This window comes from Agrobacterium larrymoorei (genome assembly GCF_030819275.1).
GTDB classification, from domain to species: Bacteria; Pseudomonadota; Alphaproteobacteria; order Rhizobiales; family Rhizobiaceae; genus Agrobacterium; species Agrobacterium larrymoorei_B.
In genome coordinates, this window is record NZ_JAUTBL010000001.1 from 1,552,501 (window position 1) to 1,574,389 (window position 21,889).

At 58.0% G+C, this 21,889-nt stretch carries 17 protein-coding genes, 1 tRNA gene, 2 rRNA genes and 1 pseudogene (1 of these 21 cut by a window edge); 16 read left to right on the forward strand and 5 right to left on the reverse strand.

Annotation, left to right across the window (positions count from 1 at the left end; genetic code table 11):
• From QE408_RS07090 to QE408_RS07100, 3 genes are all read left to right on the forward strand, one after another.
• A 23S ribosomal RNA gene (locus tag QE408_RS07090) occupies positions 1 to 1,514 on the forward strand (it extends 1,518 nt beyond the left edge of the window).
• Between the two features lie 242 nt (positions 1,515 to 1,756).
• Positions 1,757 to 1,871: ribosomal RNA gene (gene rrf / locus QE408_RS07095) — 5S ribosomal RNA — on the forward strand.
• Between the two features lie 128 nt (positions 1,872 to 1,999).
• A tRNA-Met gene (locus QE408_RS07100) sits at positions 2,000 to 2,076 on the forward strand.
• Between the two features lie 121 nt (positions 2,077 to 2,197).
• Here the strand turns inward: QE408_RS07100 and QE408_RS07105 are convergent.
• A complete protein-coding gene (locus QE408_RS07105) occupies positions 2,198 to 2,332 on the reverse strand; it encodes a hypothetical protein (RefSeq protein WP_306929687.1) in 135 nt (44 codons plus the stop codon).
• A gap of 792 nt (positions 2,333 to 3,124) precedes the next feature.
• Between QE408_RS07105 and QE408_RS22965 the strand changes: the two genes are divergently transcribed.
• Positions 3,125 to 3,805, forward strand: coding sequence for a diguanylate cyclase (locus tag QE408_RS22965; protein WP_373465516.1), 681 nt, complete (start codon positions 3,125 to 3,127; stop codon positions 3,803 to 3,805).
• Here QE408_RS22965 and QE408_RS07115 read toward each other — a convergent pair.
• Entirely contained in the window at positions 3,789 to 4,814 is a 1,026-nt protein-coding gene (locus tag QE408_RS07115; protein WP_306929689.1) for a zinc-dependent alcohol dehydrogenase family protein, read from the reverse strand. The two genes, QE408_RS22965 and QE408_RS07115, sit on opposite strands and share 17 nt — an antisense overlap.
• Positions 4,815 to 4,920: 106 nt before the next feature.
• Here QE408_RS07115 and QE408_RS07120 point away from each other — a divergent pair, with 106 nt between their 5' ends.
• Positions 4,921 to 5,826 (forward strand): LysR family transcriptional regulator, encoded by a 906-nt coding sequence (locus QE408_RS07120; RefSeq protein ID WP_306929691.1) that lies wholly within the window; start codon positions 4,921 to 4,923, stop codon positions 5,824 to 5,826.
• A 45-nt stretch (positions 5,827 to 5,871) separates the two neighbouring features.
• Here QE408_RS07120 and QE408_RS07125 read toward each other — a convergent pair whose 3' ends face one another.
• The gene (locus QE408_RS07125) at positions 5,872 to 6,645 is read right to left on the reverse strand and encodes a class I SAM-dependent methyltransferase (protein ID WP_306929693.1); all 774 of its coding nucleotides are present in this window, start codon (positions 6,643 to 6,645) and stop codon (positions 5,872 to 5,874) included.
• A 650-nt stretch (positions 6,646 to 7,295) separates the two neighbouring features.
• Here QE408_RS07125 and msuE point away from each other — a divergent pair.
• The 8 genes from msuE (at position 7,296) to QE408_RS07165 (ending at position 15,562) form a co-directional block, all read left to right on the forward strand.
• Complete coding sequence (gene msuE, locus QE408_RS07130) at positions 7,296 to 7,886, forward strand: FMN reductase (protein ID WP_306929694.1); 591 nt, start codon at positions 7,296 to 7,298, stop codon at positions 7,884 to 7,886.
• A gap of 21 nt (positions 7,887 to 7,907) precedes the next feature.
• On the forward strand, positions 7,908 to 9,011 hold the full coding sequence (gene sfnG / locus QE408_RS07135) for a dimethylsulfone monooxygenase SfnG (RefSeq protein ID WP_306929695.1): 1,104 nt from the start codon (positions 7,908 to 7,910) through the stop codon (positions 9,009 to 9,011).
• A 109-nt stretch (positions 9,012 to 9,120) separates the two neighbouring features.
• Positions 9,121 to 10,038, forward strand: coding sequence for an ABC transporter ATP-binding protein (locus QE408_RS07140; RefSeq protein WP_306929696.1), 918 nt, complete (start codon positions 9,121 to 9,123; stop codon positions 10,036 to 10,038).
• Positions 10,038 to 10,934 carry a branched-chain amino acid ABC transporter permease gene (locus tag QE408_RS07145; RefSeq protein WP_306930246.1) on the forward strand — a complete coding sequence of 299 codons (897 nt, stop codon included), beginning with the start codon at positions 10,038 to 10,040 and terminating at the stop codon, positions 10,932 to 10,934. Before QE408_RS07140 ends, QE408_RS07145 begins: the two co-directional genes overlap by 1 nt.
• A gap of 1 nt (position 10,935) precedes the next feature.
• Positions 10,936 to 11,976, forward strand: a complete 1,041-nt coding sequence (locus QE408_RS07150; protein WP_306929698.1) for a branched-chain amino acid ABC transporter permease — start codon at positions 10,936 to 10,938, stop codon at positions 11,974 to 11,976.
• A 130-nt stretch (positions 11,977 to 12,106) separates the two neighbouring features.
• Positions 12,107 to 13,441 carry an ABC transporter substrate-binding protein gene (locus tag QE408_RS07155; RefSeq protein ID WP_306929699.1) on the forward strand — a complete coding sequence of 445 codons (1,335 nt, stop codon included), beginning with the start codon at positions 12,107 to 12,109 and terminating at the stop codon, positions 13,439 to 13,441.
• A gap of 70 nt (positions 13,442 to 13,511) precedes the next feature.
• Entirely contained in the window at positions 13,512 to 14,288 is a 777-nt protein-coding gene (locus tag QE408_RS07160; protein WP_306929700.1) for an ABC transporter ATP-binding protein, read from the forward strand.
• Positions 14,289 to 14,314: 26 nt separating this feature from the next.
• Entirely contained in the window at positions 14,315 to 15,562 is a 1,248-nt protein-coding gene (locus QE408_RS07165) for an SfnB family sulfur acquisition oxidoreductase (protein WP_306929701.1), read from the forward strand.
• Positions 15,563 to 15,708: 146 nt separating this feature from the next.
• Here QE408_RS07165 and QE408_RS07170 read toward each other — a convergent pair whose 3' ends face one another.
• A complete protein-coding gene (locus tag QE408_RS07170) occupies positions 15,709 to 16,692 on the reverse strand; it encodes an AraC family transcriptional regulator (RefSeq protein WP_306929703.1) in 984 nt (327 codons plus the stop codon).
• Between the two features lie 152 nt (positions 16,693 to 16,844).
• Here QE408_RS07170 and QE408_RS07175 point away from each other — a divergent pair.
• From QE408_RS07175 to QE408_RS07185, 3 genes and pseudogenes are all read left to right on the forward strand, one after another.
• Positions 16,845 to 18,422 (forward strand): annotated as a pseudogene (locus QE408_RS07175) (TonB-dependent receptor); the annotation flags it as partial.
• Between the two features lie 74 nt (positions 18,423 to 18,496).
• The gene (locus QE408_RS07180) at positions 18,497 to 19,432 is read left to right on the forward strand and encodes a LacI family DNA-binding transcriptional regulator (protein WP_373465517.1); all 936 of its coding nucleotides are present in this window, start codon (positions 18,497 to 18,499) and stop codon (positions 19,430 to 19,432) included.
• A 73-nt stretch (positions 19,433 to 19,505) separates the two neighbouring features.
• Positions 19,506 to 20,444: a 2-hydroxyacid dehydrogenase gene (locus QE408_RS07185; protein ID WP_306930247.1), complete on the forward strand. Its 939-nt coding sequence runs from the start codon at positions 19,506 to 19,508 to the stop codon at positions 20,442 to 20,444.
• Positions 20,445 to 20,686: 242 nt separating this feature from the next.
• Here QE408_RS07185 and QE408_RS07190 read toward each other — a convergent pair whose 3' ends face one another.
• Complete coding sequence (locus QE408_RS07190; RefSeq protein ID WP_306929706.1) at positions 20,687 to 21,706, reverse strand: PAS domain-containing protein; 1,020 nt, start codon at positions 21,704 to 21,706, stop codon at positions 20,687 to 20,689.
• Positions 21,707 to 21,889 lie beyond the last annotated feature (183 nt).

Here is a 21,889-nt window from a genome sequence, read left to right on the forward strand (position 1 = left end):
AAGTGCGAATGTTGACATGAGTAACGATAAAGGGAGTGAGAGACTCCCTCGCCGAAAGACCAAGGGTTCCTGCTTAAAGTTAATCTGAGCAGGGTTAGCCGGCCCCTAAGACGAGGCGGACACGCGTAGTCGATGGGAACCACGTTAATATTCGTGGGCCTGGTGGTAGTGACGGATCTTGTGTGTTGTTCAACCTTATTGGATTGGTTGGGCGGCGAAGAGGTTCCAGGAAATAGCTCCACCGTATAGACCGTACCCGAAACCGACACAGGTGGTCAGGTAGAGTATACCAAGGCGCTTGAGAGAACTATGTTGAAGGAACTCGGCAAATTGCACGCGTAACTTCGGAAGAAGCGTGACCCTTTTGCACGCAAGTGTGATGGGGTGGCACAGACCAGGGGGTAGCGACTGTTTATCAAAAACACAGGGCTCTGCGAAGTAGCAATACGACGTATAGGGTCTGACGCCTGCCCGGTGCTGGAAGGTTAAAGGGAGAGGTGCAAGCTTTGAACTGAAGCCCCAGTAAACGGCGGCCGTAACTATAACGGTCCTAAGGTAGCGAAATTCCTTGTCGGGTAAGTTCCGACCTGCACGAATGGCGTAACGACTTCCCCGCTGTCTCCAACATAGACTCAGTGAAATTGAATTCCCCGTGAAGATGCGGGGTTCCTGCGGTCAGACGGAAAGACCCCGTGCACCTTTACTATAGCTTTACACTGGCATTCGCCAAGGCATGTGTAGGATAGGTGGTAGGCTTTGAAGCAGGGACGCCAGTTCCTGTGGAGCCATCCTTGAAATACCACCCTTATCTTCGTGGATGTCTAACCGCGGTCCGTTATCCGGATCCGGGACAGTGTATGGTGGGTAGTTTGACTGGGGCGGTCGCCTCCGAAAGAGTAACGGAGGCGCGCGATGGTTAGCTCAGACCGGTCGGAAATCGGTCGTCGAGTGCAATGGCATAAGCTAGCCTGACTGCGAGACTGACAAGTCGAGCAGAGACGAAAGTCGGTCATAGTGATCCGGTGGTCCCGTGTGGAAGGGCCATCGCTCAACGGATAAAAGGTACGCCGGGGATAACAGGCTGATGACCCCCAAGAGTCCATATCGACGGGGTTGTTTGGCACCTCGATGTCGACTCATCGCATCCTGGGGCTGGAGCAGGTCCCAAGGGTATGGCTGTTCGCCATTTAAAGCGGTACGTGAGTTGGGTTCAGAACGTCGTGAGACAGTTCGGTCCCTATCTGCCGTGGGTGTAGGAATATTGACAGGATCTGTCCCTAGTACGAGAGGACCGGGATGGACGTATCTCTGGTGGATCTGTTGTCCTGCCAAGGGCATAGCAGAGTAGCTATATACGGAATGGATAACCGCTGAAGGCATCTAAGCGGGAAACCAACCTGAAAACGAGTGTTCCCTATCAGAGCCGTGGAAGACGACCACGTCGATAGGACGGGTGTGGAAGTGCAGTAATGCATGAAGCTTACCGTTACTAATAGCTCGAGCGACTTCTTCGTTCCCATTGTTCATGCTCATCGAAGATGAGCATCATCTCTTCTGTCCTGACGCGCTTAGCGCTCCGGACGGGCCGCGCCACAAGCGCGACGACCGCTGGTCTGTATGGCTCCTTACTCAAACGCGAGAAAGGCAACACACAGACAGGTCGGAGAAAGACGTGTTGAAATTAAATGTGGCTTCGCCACCCAGCTTCTCGATACAACAGCACATGCAAAAGCATGTGCCAGTTGCGTTTCGCCGACCTGGTGGTTATCGCGGGGCGGCTGCACCCGTTCCCATTCCGAACACGGCCGTGAAACGCCCCAGCGCCAATGGTACTTCGTCTTAAGACGCGGGAGAGTAGGTCGCTGCCAGGTCTGCTAAACGCAACGAATAAATCTTCTCAAATCAAACTCCTCCGGCCAAGGCCGATACCAAAGGCCGCATCCAAAGCGGCCTTTTGCAGTTCTAAAGATTACTCGACATCCAAGTCGAACAAAGTCAACGCGGGGTGGAGCAGCCCGGTAGCTCGTCAGGCTCATAACCTGAAGGCCGCAGGTTCAAATCCTGCCCCCGCAACCAAATATCTACGTCACCATCAAAACCCCGTAGCAACATGCTGCGGGGTTTTGACGTTTAAGGGAGGTGCGCTTCATCAAGCGGTGCTGGGATGTAGCCCACGCGGTCGGAGCGATATCCGCTATTACGAGACTCCGTAATCGGCGCCGAAGCGTTGTGGCAGCCTCAGGCCGCGCTCAGCCCCTCCCAGCATCGCTTCCGGCGCCGCCGTGTCGTTGAGGAAGTTGGGGCTCTTTTTGTCGTCGGCCGAGCTCAACATTGCAGCCAGGTCTCCCCATAGCACCATTATGGTTGCTCCACGCTCCAACGCGGCCATGACCGGAGGTGTCTTCCCAGTCAGATTGACGTAGGCCGTGACGGTTTCCACCCTTTCAGATCGGCCGAAAGGCTAGGCATTCACCATGGGACGGCTTTCGTGTCGTATCTACGATGCTTTAGACTTCAAGATATCGGTCAACGATTTTACAACGCAATGAGTGCTACATTTTGATGAATTGGATGTGGTTGGACCTCAGGGTCGTGGTCTCAAGATCCAGGAGGTTATTAATACAGGAATTCCGCATGCCGGCGCATAAATGTTGATGACATTCGATCCCTGTAACTGCATCGACATAAGCAAGTCTCTCGATTTCCTGTTTTGCAAGAGATAGCTCTCGGTTTGCGGCCATTAGGGCTGTCTCTGCGTTCTTTCGCTCCGTAATGTTTTGTAGCGTGACCGAGATCGCTGAAGGTCGGTTTTCACCGGCACGATAAAAGGGGCTCACCGACACAATCGGGAAACGGTCGCGGAGAACAATTTCATGATCGTCGACACGACCACCTTGGTCGAAATTGGCGAAGTCACGTCCGACATTATCGATATGCTGCTTTGGGTTGATGGCGAAGGTCGTAGCCCCGACGATCGATGATAGAAGGGTCTGCGTCAATTCCGCATATTTGTCGTTCGCGGCTAAAAATAAGTTTCCCCGACTTATGAAACGGGCTGCGATAGGCAAAGACAGTTACGCTCATTCCGAACAAACGCGCGTTCGATCTCGCTGTCACGCGCGAGATTGAAGACAGCCCACGCCAGCAATCTCCTCTGGCGGTTGTCATTGCAGATGTGGATCGTTTCAAGCAATTCAATGACCTGTACGGGCATCTTGAAGGCGATGCCTGTCTGGCTAGTCTTGGCACGGCGATAGCGCAAAACATTAGTCGCCTGGGCGACTTCTGCGCACGTTACGGCGGAGAAGAATTCGCCATCGTCTTGCCCGAGACTGATTTGGGCGGTGCGTTGCAGCTGACTGAGGGTATACGTGAAAGCATCCAAAATCTGGCTCTGGTTCATTCGGAAAATTCTACTGGCTTCGTGACCATGAGCTTTGGCATTTCAGTTGTCGAAACCATGCCGTTTGGCCTCGATATCGATGTTAGCCGAAAGCTCATCATGCAAGATGCGGATGAGGCATTGTACCCAGGCGAGAAATTCGGGCAGGAACAAAATTGTCGCTCGCGGCTTGGCATTGACCGCAAGCAACAAAATAACTCGATCGATGACGAACCAGTCGCATCCGCGAGAGTGAGAGCCGGTCTTCGCAGACCACGCTCGCTGCGCTGTAGATCGCGCGGCCCGACGCCGCCGAAGTGTCGTCGTTTGCGGCGATGTAAGCGCCACAGGGACCGCTCTGACGACGGTGCTGCCATCGGCCGCGCAGGTTTGTGGATGATCCCTCTCACGCCAAATCGATGACGATCTTGCCGAAGGCGCCCAGGTTGAGATGATCGAGGGCTGCGGGAAGCTCGGAGAGCGGATAGCGTTGGTCAATCACTGGCTTGATGCCGGTGCGGTCGACCGCTGCAACCAGATCTTCCAGAGCCCGACGGTGGCCGACGCCAATGCCCTGAATCGTGAGGTTCTTCAGCATCAGGGTGCCGGCGGGTGCCGCGAGCTCGAACCCTTCCAACACACCGATCTGGTGAATGTGGCCACCGATTGCCGCCGCCTGCACGGCTTTTGCGAGATGCGCCCCACCGACGATTTCCAGGATATGATCGGCACCATGGTCGTTGGTGAGCTGATAGACGGTCTCCACCCAATCTTCCTCCGACCGATCTATGCCATGATCAGCGCCGAGGATCTTGGCACGCTCCAGCTTCTCTGCATTCCCTGAAATTACGATGGTTTTTGCACCGTGGACCTTGGCGATTTGCAGGCCGAACAGGGCAACGCCGCCGGTGCCCTCGACCAGCACGATCTCGCCTTGGCGGAGGCGGCCTTTTTCGATCAGCGCGAACCAGGCTGTCAGGCCCGCACAGGGCAAGGTGCTGGCTTCGGCGTCATCCAGCGTCGACGGCGTGCGCACGAACCAGTCCTCCGGAAAGACCACATACTCGGCGAGCACGCCTGGATAAACTCCGCCCAGCGACTTGTAGGGGGGTACCCTGCCGTTGCCGTTTGGCCTGCCGTCGATCCAGCCCGGCGCGAAGGTGGAAATCACCCGGTCACCCTCGGCAAACCGCGTCACACCGGAGCCGGCCGCCTGAACCGTGCCCGCCAGGTCGGAGCCCGGCGTGAAAGGAAAGTCGAGCGGCAAGCCCATGCCATTGTCGATCATCAGCTTGTCACGATAATTGAGCGACACTGCCGCCACCTTCACCAGCACCTCGCCATCAGCGGGTTTGGGAATGGTGATCCTCTTCAGGGCCAGCCTGTTGCGCCCGATCCCATCCATTTCCCAACGCTGCATCGTGTCCGTCATACTCTGTTCCTTCTCGGTGGATTTGCACTCAGCGCAACATATCGTTGAATTCAGGGAGCCAGTGTTGATATGTTGTCCGCATATTGGTTCCCACTGGACGACAATCATGAGCGAGATGCTGAGCGGGTTGGATGCTTTTGTGGCAGCGGTGGAAACAGGGAGTTTTGCTGCGGCGGCCGAGCGGCTCCATCTGACACGATCGGCTATCGCCAAGGCCATTGGTCGGATCGAGGCACGGCTTGATGTGCGCCTGTTCCATCGTACCACCCGCACCCTGGCGCTGACCGAAGATGGACAAGGCTATTACGAACGTTGCGTTCGGGCTCTGGAAGAATTGCGTGCTGGCGAAGCGGCTCTTGACTCAGGTCGAAAGGAGGTGGTGGGGCGTCTGCGTGTCTCCATGCCGGTGTTGTTCGGACGCCGCTGCATTGCGCCCGTGCTGGCGAGGCTGGCGGCAGAACATCCGAGGCTTGAACTAGACCTGTCGTTCAGCGATCGTCCCGTGGACCTGGTCGAGGATGGTTTCGATTTGGCGATCCGCAATGGCGCGGTGGGTGATGGCATTGGGTTGATGACACGCACGATCAGTCTGCAACGCATGACCGTCTGCGCTGCACCGTCCTACCTTGACGCTCACGGTCGGCCGAAAAGCCTTGACGAGCTCGCGAACCATAGCGCGATCACCTATGGTCGGTCTGGCCAGATCAGGGCATGGCAGTTTCCGATCGGTAACGGAAACCGAGCGGAGGCAACGCCCCCGAGCCGTCTGCGCTTCGATGATCTCGAAGCCATCGCGGACGCTGCAGAAGCGGGTTTCGGTCTCGCCTGGCTACCCTGCTGGCTGATCCGCGAACGGGTGCGAGCCGGCACGCTCGTACCGCTGCTCGAAGACGTCCCGCGCCTCGTATTCTCCACCCATGCGTTGTGGCCAGAGACGTCGCATTTACCATTGCGCGTCCGGTACGCCATAGATGCGCTTGCGACCGCATTGCCGGGAAGCGCAGAACTGTGAGGCAAGTTGGGCAACGGGGATCAGGAAGGCGTCGCACGCCCTCGTTTAGCACTCGGACCGGTGATCTTTCCTGAAAGCCACCATCAAGGTTTCATATGGCAGTGTAACGTCGCTGCGGCCTGCAAGCTCCGGCGTCTCGGCAATGAGATCTCGTAGACGCCGCTCGACGTCGGCACGCTCTTCTGCCGGCAGCGCGGCAATGAAACTCGTGGACAGGGCGCGGTCGATAATCACCCGATCCGGGCTTCCCGTGTGGGCATTGGTAGCGTGCCGCTCGGGTAAGGGCGTTAAGCCTTCTGCCGGAAACACGGTTCGCCACCGTCCCGTCTGAAACCGAGGTGTGTCTCCCTCATATCGGTCCAGAATTGCTCCCATCGAAGCCACCCATGGAACTCCCACGTCCCGGCCGTTCCAGATCAAACCCAGCACACCGCCGGGCCTCAGCACGCGTCGCATCTCCGTAACGGCCTCGGCCGTGGCAAACCAGTGAAAGGCCTGGGCGCAAACGACAACGTCGACAGAGGCGTCAGGCAAGCCAATCTGGTCGGCAGAACCGCCCAATGTCCTGACATCGAATGCGCTGTCGATCTTGGCCCTCATGGCGTCTACCGGCTCAAGCGCGATAATCTCTGCCCCGGTTTCTTGGAGAAGCGGCAGGAACTTGCCGGTGCCTGCTCCTACCTCAAGAACGGTTCGTCCAAGGTGAAGTCCAAGCGTCTTTCGCAACCAATCGACAGCCTCTGGTGGATAACTTGGCCGTCCGCGGACATAAACGTCAGCAGCTGTGGAATAACCGTCCGAAGCCGCGCGATGAACCAAAGCCTTGTCTCCTTGAGAGTACGGTGACTGCCAATATTCGTAGCTGAGGCTCGCCCACACTGTCAAAGCCTCGATCAACAGAAGAGATGTCTTTGAAGCATCCAGTGCATCAACGTTGAGCAGGTGATAGTTCGAGTCCCATCAAGATCTCTGATATTTTAGATACCGTTGTACTGCATTCGGAAGAGCTGCGTCGAACGCTGAATGGCCGAGAGAACTCTCTGGTTATCAAGGAGGGTGCCGACAGGTCAGAGCAATTATCGCTGATCGGTCTCAAGCGCGGCTGCTGTTTCAAGCCAGTAGAATAATGCCTGGCAACCTAACGCCTTTGGATGATGCGGAGACTGGCTTGAGTAGCTAGCCAGGCGGTGATCTCCCAAATTTCGCTCGCCGACAAACAAGGCTGCTCTCCGGTGGTAGTTCGAAGGATTTGCTCAAATCGGCGTGTGTCGTCTTCGAGCCGATGGTCTTGGTCTGAGGGCGTTGCTGAAACGGCGCGCTGTTTGACCCTGTTCCAACTGCTTTAGTGAATTGCGCAACAGGGCGAATGCACAAGAATGAATTCCTCAAACTGCGCTCAGTTTGGAATACACACCTTTGATAATCTATCAAAACAATAGAAATTGAAAGCAATGAATGTGAGGCGAGAGATGAACATAGTCGGCATAAGCGGCAGCGTAAAACAACCGTCACGCACGGCGCGTGTTGTCTCGGATATTTTAGCGTCGATCGAAAGACGAGTAAGCGCTTCCGTGAACACGATCGATCTGGCCGTGGCAGCACCGATCCTGTTCAGAGCCCTGCGCGCCGATCAACTGGATGAGGCAGGTCGCAAGATAATCGATGCCGTGGAGGCTGCCGATGTTCTTGTTGTCGGTTCGCCGGTGTACCGCGCATCCTACACTGGGGCGTTGAAGCATCTCTTCGATCTCGTCGACTTCCGTGCGCTCCAAGGCAGACGGGTCGTCCTTGCGGCAACGGGCGGTACGCCGTTGCATGGTCTGATGCTGGAGCACCAGTTCCGGCCTCTGTTCGGTTTCTTTGGCGCCGTGACCGTGCCGACGACCATCTACGCCGTTGAAGCGGACTTCACCGAATACACGCTTTCGAACCCAGCGGTCGAAGCGCGCATCGAGCGTGCTGTCACCGAGTTGATCGACCTTCTACCAGCAGCGAGCCCTGTGGCCCGCGATCACCATCCGAGCCTTCATGTCGTTTCGCGCGAAACGGCCGCCAACTAACATCAGGAAAGAGGACCTGCCATGACTGATTACCGCGCCGAGCCCGTGAAATTCGCCTATTGGGTGCCGAATGTTTCCGGTGGTCTCGTCATCTCGAACATCGAACAGCGCACCAGCTGGACCATCGAGTATAACCGTAAGCTGGCGCAGATCGCCGAAGCCAGCGGCTTCGAATACGCACTCAGCCAGATCCGCTTTACCGCCGGTTATGGCGCCGAGTTCCAACATGAATCCGTGTCGTTCAGTCACGCTCTTCTCGAATCCACGACGACTCTGAAGGTCATCGCCGCCATCCTGCCCGGCCCGTGGAACCCGGCGCTTGCCGCAAAACAGATCGCCACGATCAATCACCTGACCAACGGTCGCGTCGCCGTTAACATCGTGAGCGGCTGGTTCCGTGGAGAGTTCCACGCCATCGGCGAGCCGTGGCTCGACCACGATGAGCGCTACCGTCGCTCGGAAGAGTTTATCCGGGCGCTGCGGGGTATCTGGACGGAAGACAATTTCACCTTCCGGGGTGATTTCTACCGCTTCACCAATTATTCGCTGAAACCGAAGCCGATCGATCCGCAGCCGGAAATCTTCCAGGGCGGTTCCTCACGCGCGGCCCGCGACATGGCGTCCCGCGTGTCCGACTGGTACTTCACCAACGGCAATACACCCGAGGAAATCGCCAAGCAGGTCAATGACATCCGGGCCAAGGCCAAGGAAAACAACCACTCGGTCAAGGTTGGCGTAAATGCTTTCGCGATCGTGCGCGAGACTGAGGAAGAGGCTAAGGCCGTGCTTGCCGAGATCATCGAGAAGGCCAATCCGGAAGCGGTCAACGCCTTCGGCCATGAAGTGAAAAATGCCGGAAAGTCTTCCCCCGAAGGTGAGGGCAACTGGGCAAAGTCCAGTTTCGAGGACCTCGTCCAGTATAATGACGGCTTCCGCTCCAATCTCATCGGTACGCCGCGGCAGGTGGCCGAGCGCATCGTGAACCTGAAGCGCTCCGGTGCCGACCTCATTCTCTTGGGCTTCCTGCATTTCCAGGAGGAGGTCGAATATTTCGGCAAGCACGTCATACCGCTCGTGCGCGAGCTGGAAGAGGTGGAAGCAGGCGCGGCAATCGCCGCCGAGTAAGTCTCGCAAAGCTGAAGGGGCAGCGGCTTCGGCTGCTGCCCGCAACGCGGGCGTGATGGCGTTCGTGATCGAAAACCTGTGTCCGTTTGGGCGAAGCATGGATTGAACGATGTCGGCATCGAATTTTCTGCCTGCAAGTCTCGGCGTCGAGGTGGCGGTGTCGCCGGATATCCGTGAACACACCGCCCTTCATCGCGAGCGCGTCGAGCATGATCGCAGCGCGTCGCTTCCGGCTCAGGGGCTTGCGCTGGAGCTGCGCGGTATCGACCTTTCCTTCGGAGGCGTCGTCGCTCTGCAGAATGTCGATCTTGCCGTGCGGCATGGCGAAATCCGGGCCATCATCGGCCCGAACGGTGCGGGCAAGAGTTCGCTGATCAACGTCATCTCCGGCGTCTATCGCCCGGATCGCGGCCATGTCGCGATCAATGGGACCGCCTATCGAACCGTACCGACGCAAAAGCTCGCTCGCCTCGGCGTTGCGCGGACGTTCCAGAATCTCGCCCTGTTCAAGGGTCTCAGTGTTCTCGACAACGTCGCTACCGGGCGGGCCTATGTCGGGCGGGCGAATTTTCTCAGCCAGATCGCAGGTTTGCCCCGTGCGGTTCGGGAGCAGGCCGATGCCCGCGAGCGAGCGCAACGCATCATCGATTTCCTGCACCTGACGGCTTATGTCGACCGGCTTGCCGGGACGCTGCCCTATGGCCTGCAGAAGCGGGTCGAGCTCGCCCGCGCCCTTGCCGCCGAGCCGCGCATCCTGCTGCTCGACGAGCCGATGGCCGGCATGACGGCAACAGAGAAAAACGAACTCGCTGATTACGTGCGGCTCGCGCGCGACGAATATGCCATCACCGTCGTCCTGATCGAGCATGACATCGGCGTGGTGATGGGGCTTTCCGACCGGATCGCGGTGCTCGACTACGGGCGCAAGATTGCAGATGGCACGCCTACGGAGATTGCCAGCGATCAGCGCGTCATCGATGCCTATCTCGGTGTTGCGCCGGAAAATGAAGACGGGGAGGGTATATGATGGCCGAGTTCGATTGGTTGTTCTTTACCGAGGTGCTGGTCGGAGGTTTGCTCTCCGGGGTCATGTATTCGCTCGTCGCGATCGGTTTCGTGCTGATCTACAAGACGTCGGGTGTCCTGAACTTTTCGCAGGGCGCGCTTCTCCTGTTTGCGGCGCTGACATTCGTCAGCCTTGTTGAGCGTGGCGTGCCTTTCGCGGCAGCCTTTGTCATCACCTTTGCCATCATGGTGGTCCTCGGCATCACGATTGAGCGCGCGGTGCTTCGTCCACTCACGAACAGGCCGCCGATCACCCTGTTCATGGCGACGCTCGGCCTGTCCTATGTTATCGAAGGAGCGGCCCAGCTTCTCTGGGGCACGCAGGTTCATGGGCTCGATCTCGGTATTGAGGACATTCCCTTCGATGTCGGCGGCGTCTTTATCAGCCAGTTCGATATTTTTGCCGCTCTCGTGGCGGCCGGCATGGTGGCTATCCTCTCGGTCTTCTTCCGGTACACCCGCATCGGCCTCGGCTTCCGTGCTGTCGCCGACGACCAGTTCGCGGCCCTGGCCGTCGGTCTCAAGCTGCCCTGGATATGGGCGAGTGTCTGGGCGGCAGCAGGTCTCGTTGCTCTGGTTGCCGGGCTCCTCTGGGGCGCGCGGCTCGGGGTGCAATTTTCGCTGTCTCTGGTGGTGCTTAAAGCGCTGTCTGTGCTGGTTCTCGGCGGCTTCGATTCCATTCTCGGAGCGATCATCGGGGGCTTGCTCATCGGCGCATCTGAAAAGCTCGCCGAGGTCTATATCGGCGAGTATTTCGGCGGCGGTATCGAGGGCTGGTTTGCCTATGTTGTGGCGCTTGCTTTCCTGCTGATCCGCCCATCCGGCCTGTTCGGTCAAAAGCTCGTGGAAAGGGTCTGATATGTCCGCTGTTACAGCCGATCTTTCGCCAGCGTTTTCCCTGCCGCGCCATGCCGGCGTGGCCGCGGTGCTCGCCATCGCCTATCTCGTCGTGCCGTTCGTAGGCACCAGTTACCTCTTCGAGGCAATCCTGCTGCCGTTTCTCGCGCTCAGCCTCGCCGGGGTCGGTCTCAACCTTTTGACTGGCTATGCGGGGCAGGTGTCGCTTGGGTCGGCCGCATTCATGGCCGTCGGTGCCTTTGCGGCCTATAATTTCAATCTGCGGGTCGAAGCGCTGCCGCTTATCGTTTCGATTGCGCTCGCCGGTTTTTCCGCAGCAGCCGTTGGCATCGTCTTCGGCCTGCCGAGCCTGCGACTGCGTGGCTTCTACCTCGCGGTTTCCACTCTCGCGGCGCAGTTCTTCGTGCAATGGGCGTTGACGAAATTTAGCTGGTTCTCCAACGAATCCGCCTCCGGCGTGATCGATGCACCGGCGCTCTCACTGGCCGGGATTTCCTTCGAAGGGCCGGTCGGGCGTTATCTCTTCGCGCTGACCATCGTTGCCGTCCTCACGTTCCTCGCCTATCGCCTTGTGTCGTCGCAGACCGGTCGCAACTTCATCGCCGTGCGCGACAACGAGACCGCCGCACGCATCATCGGCATTCCGGTGCTTCGCACCAAGCTGCTCGCCTTTGCGATCTCATCCTTCATCATCGGCGTTGCCGGAGTAATCTGGGCCTTTGCATACCTGCGGACGGTGGAGCCGGCTGGCTTCAATCTCGACCGGTCGTGCCAGATACTCTTCATCGTCATCATCGGCGGGCTTGCCTCGATACGGGGCGCCTTCTTCGGCGCGGCTTTGATCGTCGTCTTTCCGCTCGTCCTGTCACGGCTTGGCTCTTGGCTGTTGGGCGATGTCTTTAATTCCGGCGTGCTCGATATGACGCAGAGAATCGTTCTCGGCACCTTGATCATTCTCTTTTTGATCCTGGAGCCTGATGGCCTCGTGTTATTGTGGGATCGCTTGAGGTCACGCATCGCAGCCGCCGTCAGGCGGGCATGAGGGACTCGAAGCCCCAGCCGCGAAGGCCGAAGGGCTTCCAACAAGAAAAACCCAAACAAGAAACGCGCATGAATCCCTGAAATCAGACCGGATGGCGAAGCGCCAGCCGACAGACGGAGTGTGTCCAGATATGACCTTTTATAAGAAAATCAAAGCCGCGGCCTTCGCTGCCGGAATCAGCCTCGCGTCCATCGCCGTCCCGGCCTTGGCCGATGAACAGTACTTTCCCCTCCAGAGCTACCGCGTCGGGCCCTATGCCGCGGGTGGCACGGGCTTTTTCGGTGGGTTCATCGATTATCTCAACCTCATCAATATCAGGGACGGCGGTGTCAACGGCGTCAAGCTGACCTGGTCCGAGGCCGAAACGCAGTACGAGGTCGAACGAGGTGTCGAGGCATATGAACGACTGAAGAGCAATCCCGGTGTTGCAGCCTGGAACCCGCTGTCGGTCGGCATCGCCTATGCCATGATCGATCGCATCACCCAGGACAAGGTGCCGCTCATCACCATCAATCACGGTCGCACGGATTCGACGGATGGCCGCGTTTTTCCCTATGTTTTCCCGTTGCTGCTCAACCCCTACAGCGAAACCTCCGGCATCGTGAATTATATCGCCTCCAAGGAAGGCGGGCTTGAGGGACTGAAGGGCAAGAAGATCGTCGTGCTCTATCACGGCTCGCCCTATGGCAAGGAAACGATCCCGATCTACGAGCTTCTGTCCAAGAAGTATGGCTTCGACCTCCAGCAGATCGAAGTCCCGCATCCGGGCAACGAGCAGCAGTCTCAGTGGCTGACGATACGCCGTGCCAAGCCGGATTACGTCGTGCTGCGCGGTTGGGGCGTGATGAACCCGGTGGCGTTGAAGACGGCGGCAAAGACCGGTTTCCCGGTCGATCACATCATCGGCAATGTCTGGTCCAACTCGGAAGAGGACGTCATTCCAGCTGGAGATGCGGCCAAGGGCTATACCGCCATCACGACCCAGGCATCCGGCGCCGAATATCCTGTGGTCAAGGAAATCGTGAAGACCGTCTACGACGCCGGCAAGGGCAACCTTGATGACAAGAGCCGCATTGGCTCCGTCTACCACAATCTCGGTATCGTCAACGGTATCCTGAATGTCGAGGCCGTGCGCATCGCCCAGGAGAAATTCGGCAAGCGGACATTGACCGGGGACGAGGTTCGCTGGGGCTTCGAGCATCTGCAGCTCGACCCTGCCCGTGTGGAGGCATTGGGTGCCAAGGATCTCTTTCACTCGATCAACGTCACCTGGGACAACCATGAGGGCAACGGCTACGTGACGTTCCAGCAGTGGGACGGCAAGAAGTGGAATGTGGTTTCCGATTGGATTGCGCCGGACTGGGCTCTGCTACGCCCGATCATCGAGAAGTCCTCCGAGGCCTATGCGGCGGAAAAGGGCATCAAGCTTCGGACCTCGGAAGACGCGAATTCCGTGACGAACTGATGTTCGCTTGGCCGGGCCAGGTTTCCTCACGGTCCGGCCACAACGTTCGAAACGCGCCAAGGAGATCGTGATGACCAACGCGAACAGGCTGCTCACTGTGGAGGGTCTCCATGCAACCTACAATCATGCCATCACCGCTTTGCAAGGCGTCACGCTTTCGCTGGGGCGAGGGGAAATTCTTGCCCTGCTCGGCGCGAACGGTGCTGGCAAGTCGACGACGCTGAAGGCGGTTTCCAACCTCCTTCCGGCTGAACGCGGGCAGGTGCTTGCTGGCCCTATCCTGTTTGACGGGCGTGATGTCACGCGCGAAACTCCGGCAAGCCTCGTCCGTCTCGGTCTTGTACAGGTGCTCGAAGGTCGCCATTGCTTCAAGACGCTGACGGTCGAGGAAAATCTGGTCTCCGGCGGTCTTGGCCGGTCCGCCACGCGCACCGAAATTGCGACCGATCTAGAGAAAATTTACGCGCATTTTCCTAGGCTTAAGGAAAAGCGCCGGGTGCTTTCCGGCCTTACTTCGGGCGGCGAGCAGCAGATGACCGCCATCGGTCGGGCGCTGATGTCGCGGCCGCGACTGCTGGTGCTAGACGAACCGTCGATGGGGCTGGCGCCTCTTATCGTGCAGGACATTTTCCGCACACTGAAGCGCCTCAACCGCGAAGAAGGTCTTTCGATTCTGGTTGCCGAACAAAACTCAGCAGTCGCGCTGACCTATGCCGACCGTGCCATTGTTTTGGAGAACGGGGTGAGCGTGCTGTCCGGCACGGCTGCCGAACTCAAGGCGCGGGATGACGTGAAAGCTTTTTACCTAGGCCAGAAGCCGGCGGCGCCTGTCGCGCACATTCACTGAAAATCAAAGGAAAAAGGAGACGTGGCATGACCATTTCCAACATCAAGACGAAAGATGCGGCTCAAGGCGTTCCGGCCGTGTCGCGGCCGAGCGAGCCGGCACACATCATCAAGAGTGACGCCGAGGCGATCGAAGTCGCGAAGAAACTGGCCGCCGAAATAGCCCCGGGTGCAGCCCTTCGCGACCGCGATCGTATCTGGCCGGTGAAGGAACTCGATGCCTTCTCGCAGAGCGGTCTCTGGTCGATCAACGTGCCGAAGGCATTCGGCGGTCCGGAGGTCTCTTATGCGACGCTCGCCAAGGTGATCGAGATCGTTTCTGCGGCCGATTCCTCTATCGGCCAGATCGCGCAGAACCATCTCGGCGTCGTCGCGGCGATCCGCACGGTTTCCGACGAAGCGCAGCAGAAACTGCTGTTCACCGAGGTATTGAAGGGAACGCGCTTCGGCAATGCCTTCTCCGAATTCGGCTCCAAACGGGCGGCGGATTTCGAGACGAAGTTTGTCGATGCTGGCGACCATGTGATCGTCAACGGCCAGAAATTTTACTCCTCCGGTGCACTTCTCGCCCATCTCGTGCCGATCGTTGCGCTCGATGATGAAGGCCGGGCCTGGTATGCGATTGCCGAGCGCGACGCACCCGGATTGACCGTGATCGATGACTGGTCATCCTTCGGGCAGCGGACGACATTGTCCGGCACTGTGATCCTGAACAATGTCAAAGTGCCCAAGACCCATCTGGTCCCCGGCTACAAGGGCTATGCGGAGCCGACCGCCGATGGTGCGATTTTCCAGATTATCCAGGTCGCGGTCGATACCGGGATTGCGCAGGCGGCGATCGATGAGACCGTTTCCTTCGTGCGCACCAAGAGCCGCGCCTGGGTCGACAGCGGCGTAGACAACGCCTGGGACGATCCCTACACGATCCAGGCGGTCGGCGATTTGACGCTGCGCCTGCACGCCGCGCAGGCTCTGCTGGAAAAGGCCGGTTACGCCATTGACCGAGCGATCCAGAACCCAAATGCTGAAACGGTTGCTGAGGCCCAGATCGTCACTGCCGAAGCGAAGATCCTCTCGACGGAAATTGCCATTGCAGCGACCAACAAGCTCTTCGAGCTGGCGGGCACGCGGTCTACGCTCGCTGAGCACCACCTCGATCGTCATTGGCGCAATGCCCGCACCCACACGCTGCACGATCCGGTACGATGGAAATATTCAATTCTCGGCAAGTATTTTCTGAACGGTGAGAAGCCGCCGCTCCATGCCTGGAGTTGAGATTTTGAGAAATGCGGGGCGCCGTCAGGCGTCCCGTCTTCGCGATCATTTTTTGGTCGGGCTTGATGAGCGGAACGATGGCTGGAGCGGTCGTTATCATAACTGGCGATGTTCATGGAGATACTCGCGCCGCAGCCTGTATCCATTTAGCGATTTATCGCTGGCGCCTGGGAGGCCAGCCTTGCCGACCGGCGCATGTCCGTCGGACGCATTCCGTAGCGCTTGCGAAACGCTCGGCTGAAATAAGCGGGGTCATCGAAGCCGCAATCGAAGGCGATCTGCATAATCGCCTCACCCGGGCCGCGCAGCAGAAGCGCCTGCCGAGCCGCCTCCAGTCGCCGCTCCAGAAGATAGCGGGAGAAGGTCGTACCCTCTCGATGGAACAGTTTCTGCACCGCTCGCGCCGAAATCCGCTCGCTGTGGGCGACGTCGGCCAGCGAAAATCCGCTGTCGGAGAGATGCGCGCCGACCGACTGCTTGATGGCGGATAACCGATCCGGCCGCCCGCCGCGTGCGACTCCAGCGGCAAGTTCGGCGATCAGCACAGGTAGAAGCTGGTAGAAATGCCTGACCATCATGTCCGCATGGCCATCTGTCTGGTGCGGCTGCTGCAACATATAGCCAGCATAGCAGATCAACAGTTGCAGAGGCAGGCAGTCGTTTGAAATCGGCCGCAGCATCAAGACCGACATCTGGCTTGCCGCGGGCCCGAGGACATGGTCGGACAGGTGCGCACAATCCAGCCGCCCGCCTTCGGAAAGCTCGATTGACAGCGGCTGGTCGGCGGCGGCAAACACGACTTCCGACCGAGCGGCCAGAACGGTGCGCGGCCCCTGCGCGACGCGAAGTGGCCCTTCCATGGCGCGCAGGATGACGATGCCCGGTCCTGTCAGACCCGAGGACGCGATGCGAACCGGCGTGGGACGAGGATAGAGCGTCGTCAGGGACAGGCCGAGCCGTCCCCAGAACAGACCGGGAATGTCGTCCTCCGGCGCTGGACCATCGTGCTCGACCTCGCCAAGCATCTCCGAGAGAATCATCCGCCACATCGGTTGTGTGGCGTCCCTCGCTACCGGGCGGTCGGCGGCCGCGCCGAAGCGCAGGGGAGTGAGGTTGGCGGCATGCTTCACTGTGCAAAAATCCCGTTCGGTTCGTTCTCGTCCAAGTTCGGTTCGCCTCAATCTGCGCTTTCCAAGGACGGCTTGTATAAAGATGACTGCGAAAATCTTGTTTTGCAACGACCTGTTTCGGAAAGCGGGACCGTCGATTTTGGGGGTTATTCATGCGTGGGACATTGGCGCTTGGTGTTTCGATTATTACCGTCGCCCTGGTGGCCGAGGCGCGTGGGCAGGACGCGGGCGAGGCACAACAGGATGGCAGTGCAACAGTGTTGCAGACCATCACCATAACAGCGGGCCGCGCGCCGCAGCAGATTTCGCAGACGGCCAAGACTGTGCATGTGGTCGAGGCGGATGAGATCCAGTCACGGGCCCGCTCCGGCGAAAGCCTGCAACAGATCCTCGCCGCTGAGATTCCGAGCTTCGACGCCGCCAGCTACGGTGCGCGCAGCTCTTACGGCCAGAACCTGCGCGGGCGCACTGCCCTGGTCCTGATCGACGGCGTTTCGCTGAACTCGGCGCGCGGTGTCAGCCGCCAATTCGACTCCATCGACCCGTTCAACATCGAGCGTGTGGAAGTGCTGTCTGGCGCCATCGCAATCTATGGCGGCAACGCCACCGGCGGCATCATCAATATTATCACCAAGAAGGGAAAGGACGCGCAAGACGGGCTGCATGCCGAGATCACCACAGGCGTCGAAAGCGGCTTTCGCGGCTCAGGGGATTTCGACCGATCTGGCTCGGCCGCCGTGACCTATAACAAGGACGACTGGGACGCGCGCTTTTCCGTCTCGACCAGCCGCACCGGCAATTATTATGACGGCAGCGGCACATTGCTGGTTCCCGACATCACCCAGACCTCGACCGCATCGACGCAGCGCATAGACGTAATGGGCTCGATCGGCTACCAGATCGATGCCAGCCGACGTTTTGAAATCGGCGGGCAATATTATGACAGCGAGCAAAGCTCCGATTACGGCATCTATTTCGGCCAGAATCTCGCAGCGATCCGAAATCCGCGGCTGTTCGAGACCCGAGACGGCTACAGCTCCGATTTCGACCCAGCCACCCGCCGAGCCATGGTCAACGCGACCTACACCGACGACGATTTTCTCGGCCAGAACCTGTTGCTGCAGGGTTTCTATCGCTCCGAGCGCGTGCAGTTCCATCCGTTCCCTTCCTCGACCTATTTCTTCGGCAGTTCGCAGGACACCGACTATTACGGTTTCAAGGCTGCGATGGTTTCCGAGCCGGCTGACCGGTTGAAGCTCACCTACGGCATCGACGCCGACCGTGATTCTTTTTCGTCCAGCCAGAACATTTTTGATATGTTGACCGCGATGCGCTCCGGCGCCTTGGATTTCGACACGATCGGCGTGACTGGCCTTTATCCGAAGATCGACGTGTCCACGATCGCTGGCTTCGTCGACGTGTCCTATGAATTGACCGACGCGCTGACGCTGAGTGGCGGCGCCCGTTACCAGCATGTCTATACGAATGTCGGCGATTTCGTCGGCGCGGTGCAACAGGTGGCGATCCTGCAAGGGACGGCGCAGTCGGCGGATGCCATTGCCGGTGGTTCTGTCAACTACGACGCTTTCCTGTTCAATGCCGGGGCGACATACAGCCTGTCGGACACCCAGCAGGTCTACACCAACTTCGCGCAAGGCTTCGAACTGCCCGATCCCGCAAAATATTACGGTGTCGGCACTTACACCCTATCCGGCGGGCACTACAGCCTGCCATTGATGACGTTGCGAAAGTTGCGGGGGTCTCGCGTTCCACGGTATCTTTGGTGCTCAGAAATAGCGACCTCGTGGCAGAGCGTACAAATATCATCGTGCGGGAAGCTGCAGACCGGATCGGCTATGTCTACAACCGCACTGCGGCAATTCGTGCAAAGCTCAGTAATCTTGTCGGCATCATCATTCCGGATTTGACCAACCCGTTCTTCGCCGACCTGACCGCTGGTGTCGATCAGGTCCTCAATGAAGCTGGCTGGATTTCGCTCCTCGGAAACTCCTGGGAATCTGCCGCCAGCCAGGAAAAGATATTGCGGAGAATGCACGAACACAATGTGGATGCGGTGATCGTTTGTCCGACCAATGACTCCGATAACGCCACCACTGAAAGCCTTTCGCGGTCTGGCTTGCGTGTTCTTCAGGTGCTCAGGCGCATGGACGATGAAACAAGCTATCTGGGGATTGATTATGCCGACGGTGTTTCGCTGGCCGTAAGCCATCTCCATGAGCTCGGTCATAAGGACATCGTCTTTCTCGGAGGCGAGCTCATCCATTCCGCGGCCAAGGAGCGTTTTCGCGGCTATCGGTCCTCCATGCTGGAGCGGGGGCTTGAACCAAAGCATGTGCCGTGTGTTTTGCGCCGCGCAGGTGCTGCCGAGGCTGTAACCGAGTTGCACCGAAGCGCTGCACTGCCGACCGCCTTTATATGCTTCAACGATGTCGTCGCCATGGGGGCGATGAACGGATTAGAGCGTCTTGGCCTCAAGGTCGGCCATGACGTTTCGGTTGTCGGCTTCGACAATGTCGCCGATGCCGCCTTTTCGATGCCGCCCTTGACGACGGTTGATACGCAAGCCCGTCAATTGGGTGAGAAAGCGGCAAGGCTCGTGCTCGGCAGTATCCAAGAGGGCCACGCCATCAGCCAGACGACGATCACCAAGACGTCCCTGATCGTGCGCGGTTCGACCGGGCGTGTTGCAGAACCCAAGAAGCCCGAGAGCCTGAGATGAATGTTCCATCGGCCGGAAGACGAATGAGCCAGTGGTGGCTCGACAATTGTACTCATATGGAATTGGTCAGGATATGAAACCGCATATACTGCTCATCGAGCCTCTGATGACCTCGATCGAAGAAGAGCTGGAAGCAAAATATACAGTCCATCGCGCCTATCGGCCCACTGAGGTCGATACCGTCGAACGGGCTCTGCCAGATGTTCGCGCGGTTGTGACGGGTGGTGGCAGTGGCCTGTCGCCGGAATGGATGCAGAAGCTCCCGGCTCTTGAAGTTATCGCCATAAACGGTGTTGGCACCGATAAGGTGGATTTGAAATTCACGCGTGATCGGGGAATTCACGTCACCACGACGCCCGGTGTCCTGACAGACGATGTCGCGGATCTCGGCATTGCGCTGACACTTGCGGTACTGCGCCGCGTGCCGGAGGGGGATCGCTTCGTCAGAGAGGGACATTGGTCTAACCAAGGATTTCCTCTTGGTCGCAGTCCGAAGGGAAAACGGCTCGGTATCCTTGGACTGGGACAGATTGGAAAGGCCCTCGGTGAGCGTGCCGAGGCATTCGGCATGGTGGTTCAGTACTGGAACCGTTCAGACGTCGCTGGCACCCATTGGAGAAAATTTGCATCTACAACCGAACTCGCTGGAGAAAGCGATATCCTGGCCGTCTGCGTTGCGGCCACGCCGTCCACCCAGAACATCGTTAACGCCGAGGTGTTAAAAGCTCTCGGCGAGAAGGGGGTGCTCATTAATGTCGCCCGCGGAAATGTCGTTGATGAAGATGCACTACTGGCGGCGCTGAACAGTGGGACTATTGCGGCAGCCGGTCTCGATGTGTTCGTGAACGAGCCCAACATTCGACGAGAATTCTTCACCGCGCCGAACACAGTTCTTATGCCGCATCAAGGCAGCGCTACATACGAGACCCGGATTTCTATGGGCAATCTCGTACTCAAAAACCTTGCCGCGCATTTCGAAGGTCTTCTCCCCCCGAACGTCGTGAACCTTTAGTTCGGGAGGCCTTCGGTCCCCGTTCGGGCTTGCTCGAGCGGGTCATTCGACAGGCAAGTTCATTGAGAGTTTCACCTCTACCGCCGTATGATAATGACATGCGGTAAAACAAGGACCTAAAGCGTATGAGCGAATCTAAAAGATCGCGACACGCTTTAAGTGTGGAATAGCAAAAGAAAGGCGTGAGCCTGAGTGCGAGATTATCTCATGGAGATGGTTTGCCAGGGAACCCGCCCGACGGCCTACCTCTGATCTCGTTTCCGCAGGGACACTGACATCGTTCCGTCAAAGCTGGAAGAAAACCTGACGCCTTCCGCCTCCAAGCAAGATCGAATCCGGCAAAGCGATACGGATCGGATGTTTTCAGTCGAGACTTCTATCCTCCGCACCGTCGAGAAAGACACGCCTGAGTTGCGACTTAGCTGTAAGGCCGACCAACCGAGCATGGCGCGCGCCGCACGTATTTGTTCGGCTTGGATATCCAGTGTACCGCTTCTGGTTTCGACATTCTCCGCAAAGGAGGCGCACCCAATCCATTCAACGAGAGAACCTTCCTCTAACATGAGTGGGACCGCGACATTCTTCAGTCGTACATAACTCCCTTCGACCGTTTTAACGCGAATGCAAGCCTCGAACTTGCTCCGTGTTTCAATCGCAAGAGACCAAGCCTCTCGGAAGAGATTTCTATCGTCAGGGTGGATTGAAGACAGGTTATCCCAGTTTCTGGCTTGGCTGGGGCTTTCACCCGTGAGCTTTGACCACCCTGTCGTTTCGATCAACCTCCCATCCGAATAGGCGCGCCATAAATTGCCTCCGAGCAGTTGCGCAAAGCAGTGGTTCAGATCAGCTTTTCGCTTTCGGTCCTCCTCCACTAATCTGGACTCGGTGACATCAGCCGCAACACCAAACATGGCAACGATCCCGCCGCCGCGATCAAAGATAGGCTGCCCTTTACTGCGTAACCACCGCAGGGTGCCGTCAGGCCTGATGATCCTGAATGTCCGGTCTTGAAGCCGCTTTTCGCTTGCGAGGCCTGTCGCGTCGCTGAAGTCGAGTTGGTCGTCCGGGTGCACGAGGGATTGATAGAAGTCCAATGACGGAACAACCACGGCTGGGTCTACCCCAAGGATTTTGTACAACCCTGGCGACCAAGTCACGACAGATGAACTGATCTCCCAGCTCCATGTGCCGATTTCAAACCTGTCTTCAATGGCGCGTAAGCGCATTTCGGCTGTTTGTGAAAGCCTCAGAGCATTTTCCATGCGTGTATTCGGTCGTTATCACACTGCAAATCTTTGAGTTTAGCTAATAACTCTGTTTTCTCTCCGGATCAATGATGATCATGATGTGTAAGCGTATCTGATGATATTCGATTTTATATTTTGATTTTTGGTGCTTAATTGCTCTTTTTTACATAAAGTGAGCATTAATTGCTCATTTTAATA

What these genes read in the sequence shown, in the direction of transcription:
- QE408_RS07105 (WP_306929687.1), bottom strand. Translation starts at nt 2,332, where the DNA reads ATGTTGAGCTCGGCCGACGACAAAAAGAGCCCCAACTTCCTCAACGAC.
- QE408_RS07115 (WP_306929689.1), bottom strand. Translation starts at nt 4,814, where the DNA reads ATGACGGACACGATGCAGCGTTGGGAAATGGATGGGATCGGGCGCAAC.
- QE408_RS07120 (WP_306929691.1), top strand. Translation starts at nt 4,921, where the DNA reads ATGAGCGAGATGCTGAGCGGGTTGGATGCTTTTGTGGCAGCGGTGGAA.
- msuE (WP_306929694.1), top strand. Translation starts at nt 7,296, where the DNA reads ATGAACATAGTCGGCATAAGCGGCAGCGTAAAACAACCGTCACGCACG.
- sfnG (WP_306929695.1), top strand. Translation starts at nt 7,908, where the DNA reads ATGACTGATTACCGCGCCGAGCCCGTGAAATTCGCCTATTGGGTGCCG.
- QE408_RS07140 (WP_306929696.1), top strand. Translation starts at nt 9,121, where the DNA reads ATGTCGGCATCGAATTTTCTGCCTGCAAGTCTCGGCGTCGAGGTGGCG.
- QE408_RS07145 (WP_306930246.1), top strand. Translation starts at nt 10,038, where the DNA reads ATGGCCGAGTTCGATTGGTTGTTCTTTACCGAGGTGCTGGTCGGAGGT.
- QE408_RS07150 (WP_306929698.1), top strand. Translation starts at nt 10,936, where the DNA reads ATGTCCGCTGTTACAGCCGATCTTTCGCCAGCGTTTTCCCTGCCGCGC.
- QE408_RS07155 (WP_306929699.1), top strand. Translation starts at nt 12,107, where the DNA reads ATGACCTTTTATAAGAAAATCAAAGCCGCGGCCTTCGCTGCCGGAATC.
- QE408_RS07160 (WP_306929700.1), top strand. Translation starts at nt 13,512, where the DNA reads ATGACCAACGCGAACAGGCTGCTCACTGTGGAGGGTCTCCATGCAACC.
- QE408_RS07165 (WP_306929701.1), top strand. Translation starts at nt 14,315, where the DNA reads ATGACCATTTCCAACATCAAGACGAAAGATGCGGCTCAAGGCGTTCCG.
- QE408_RS07185 (WP_306930247.1), top strand. Translation starts at nt 19,506, where the DNA reads ATGAAACCGCATATACTGCTCATCGAGCCTCTGATGACCTCGATCGAA.
- QE408_RS07190 (WP_306929706.1), bottom strand. Translation starts at nt 21,706, where the DNA reads ATGGAAAATGCTCTGAGGCTTTCACAAACAGCCGAAATGCGCTTACGC.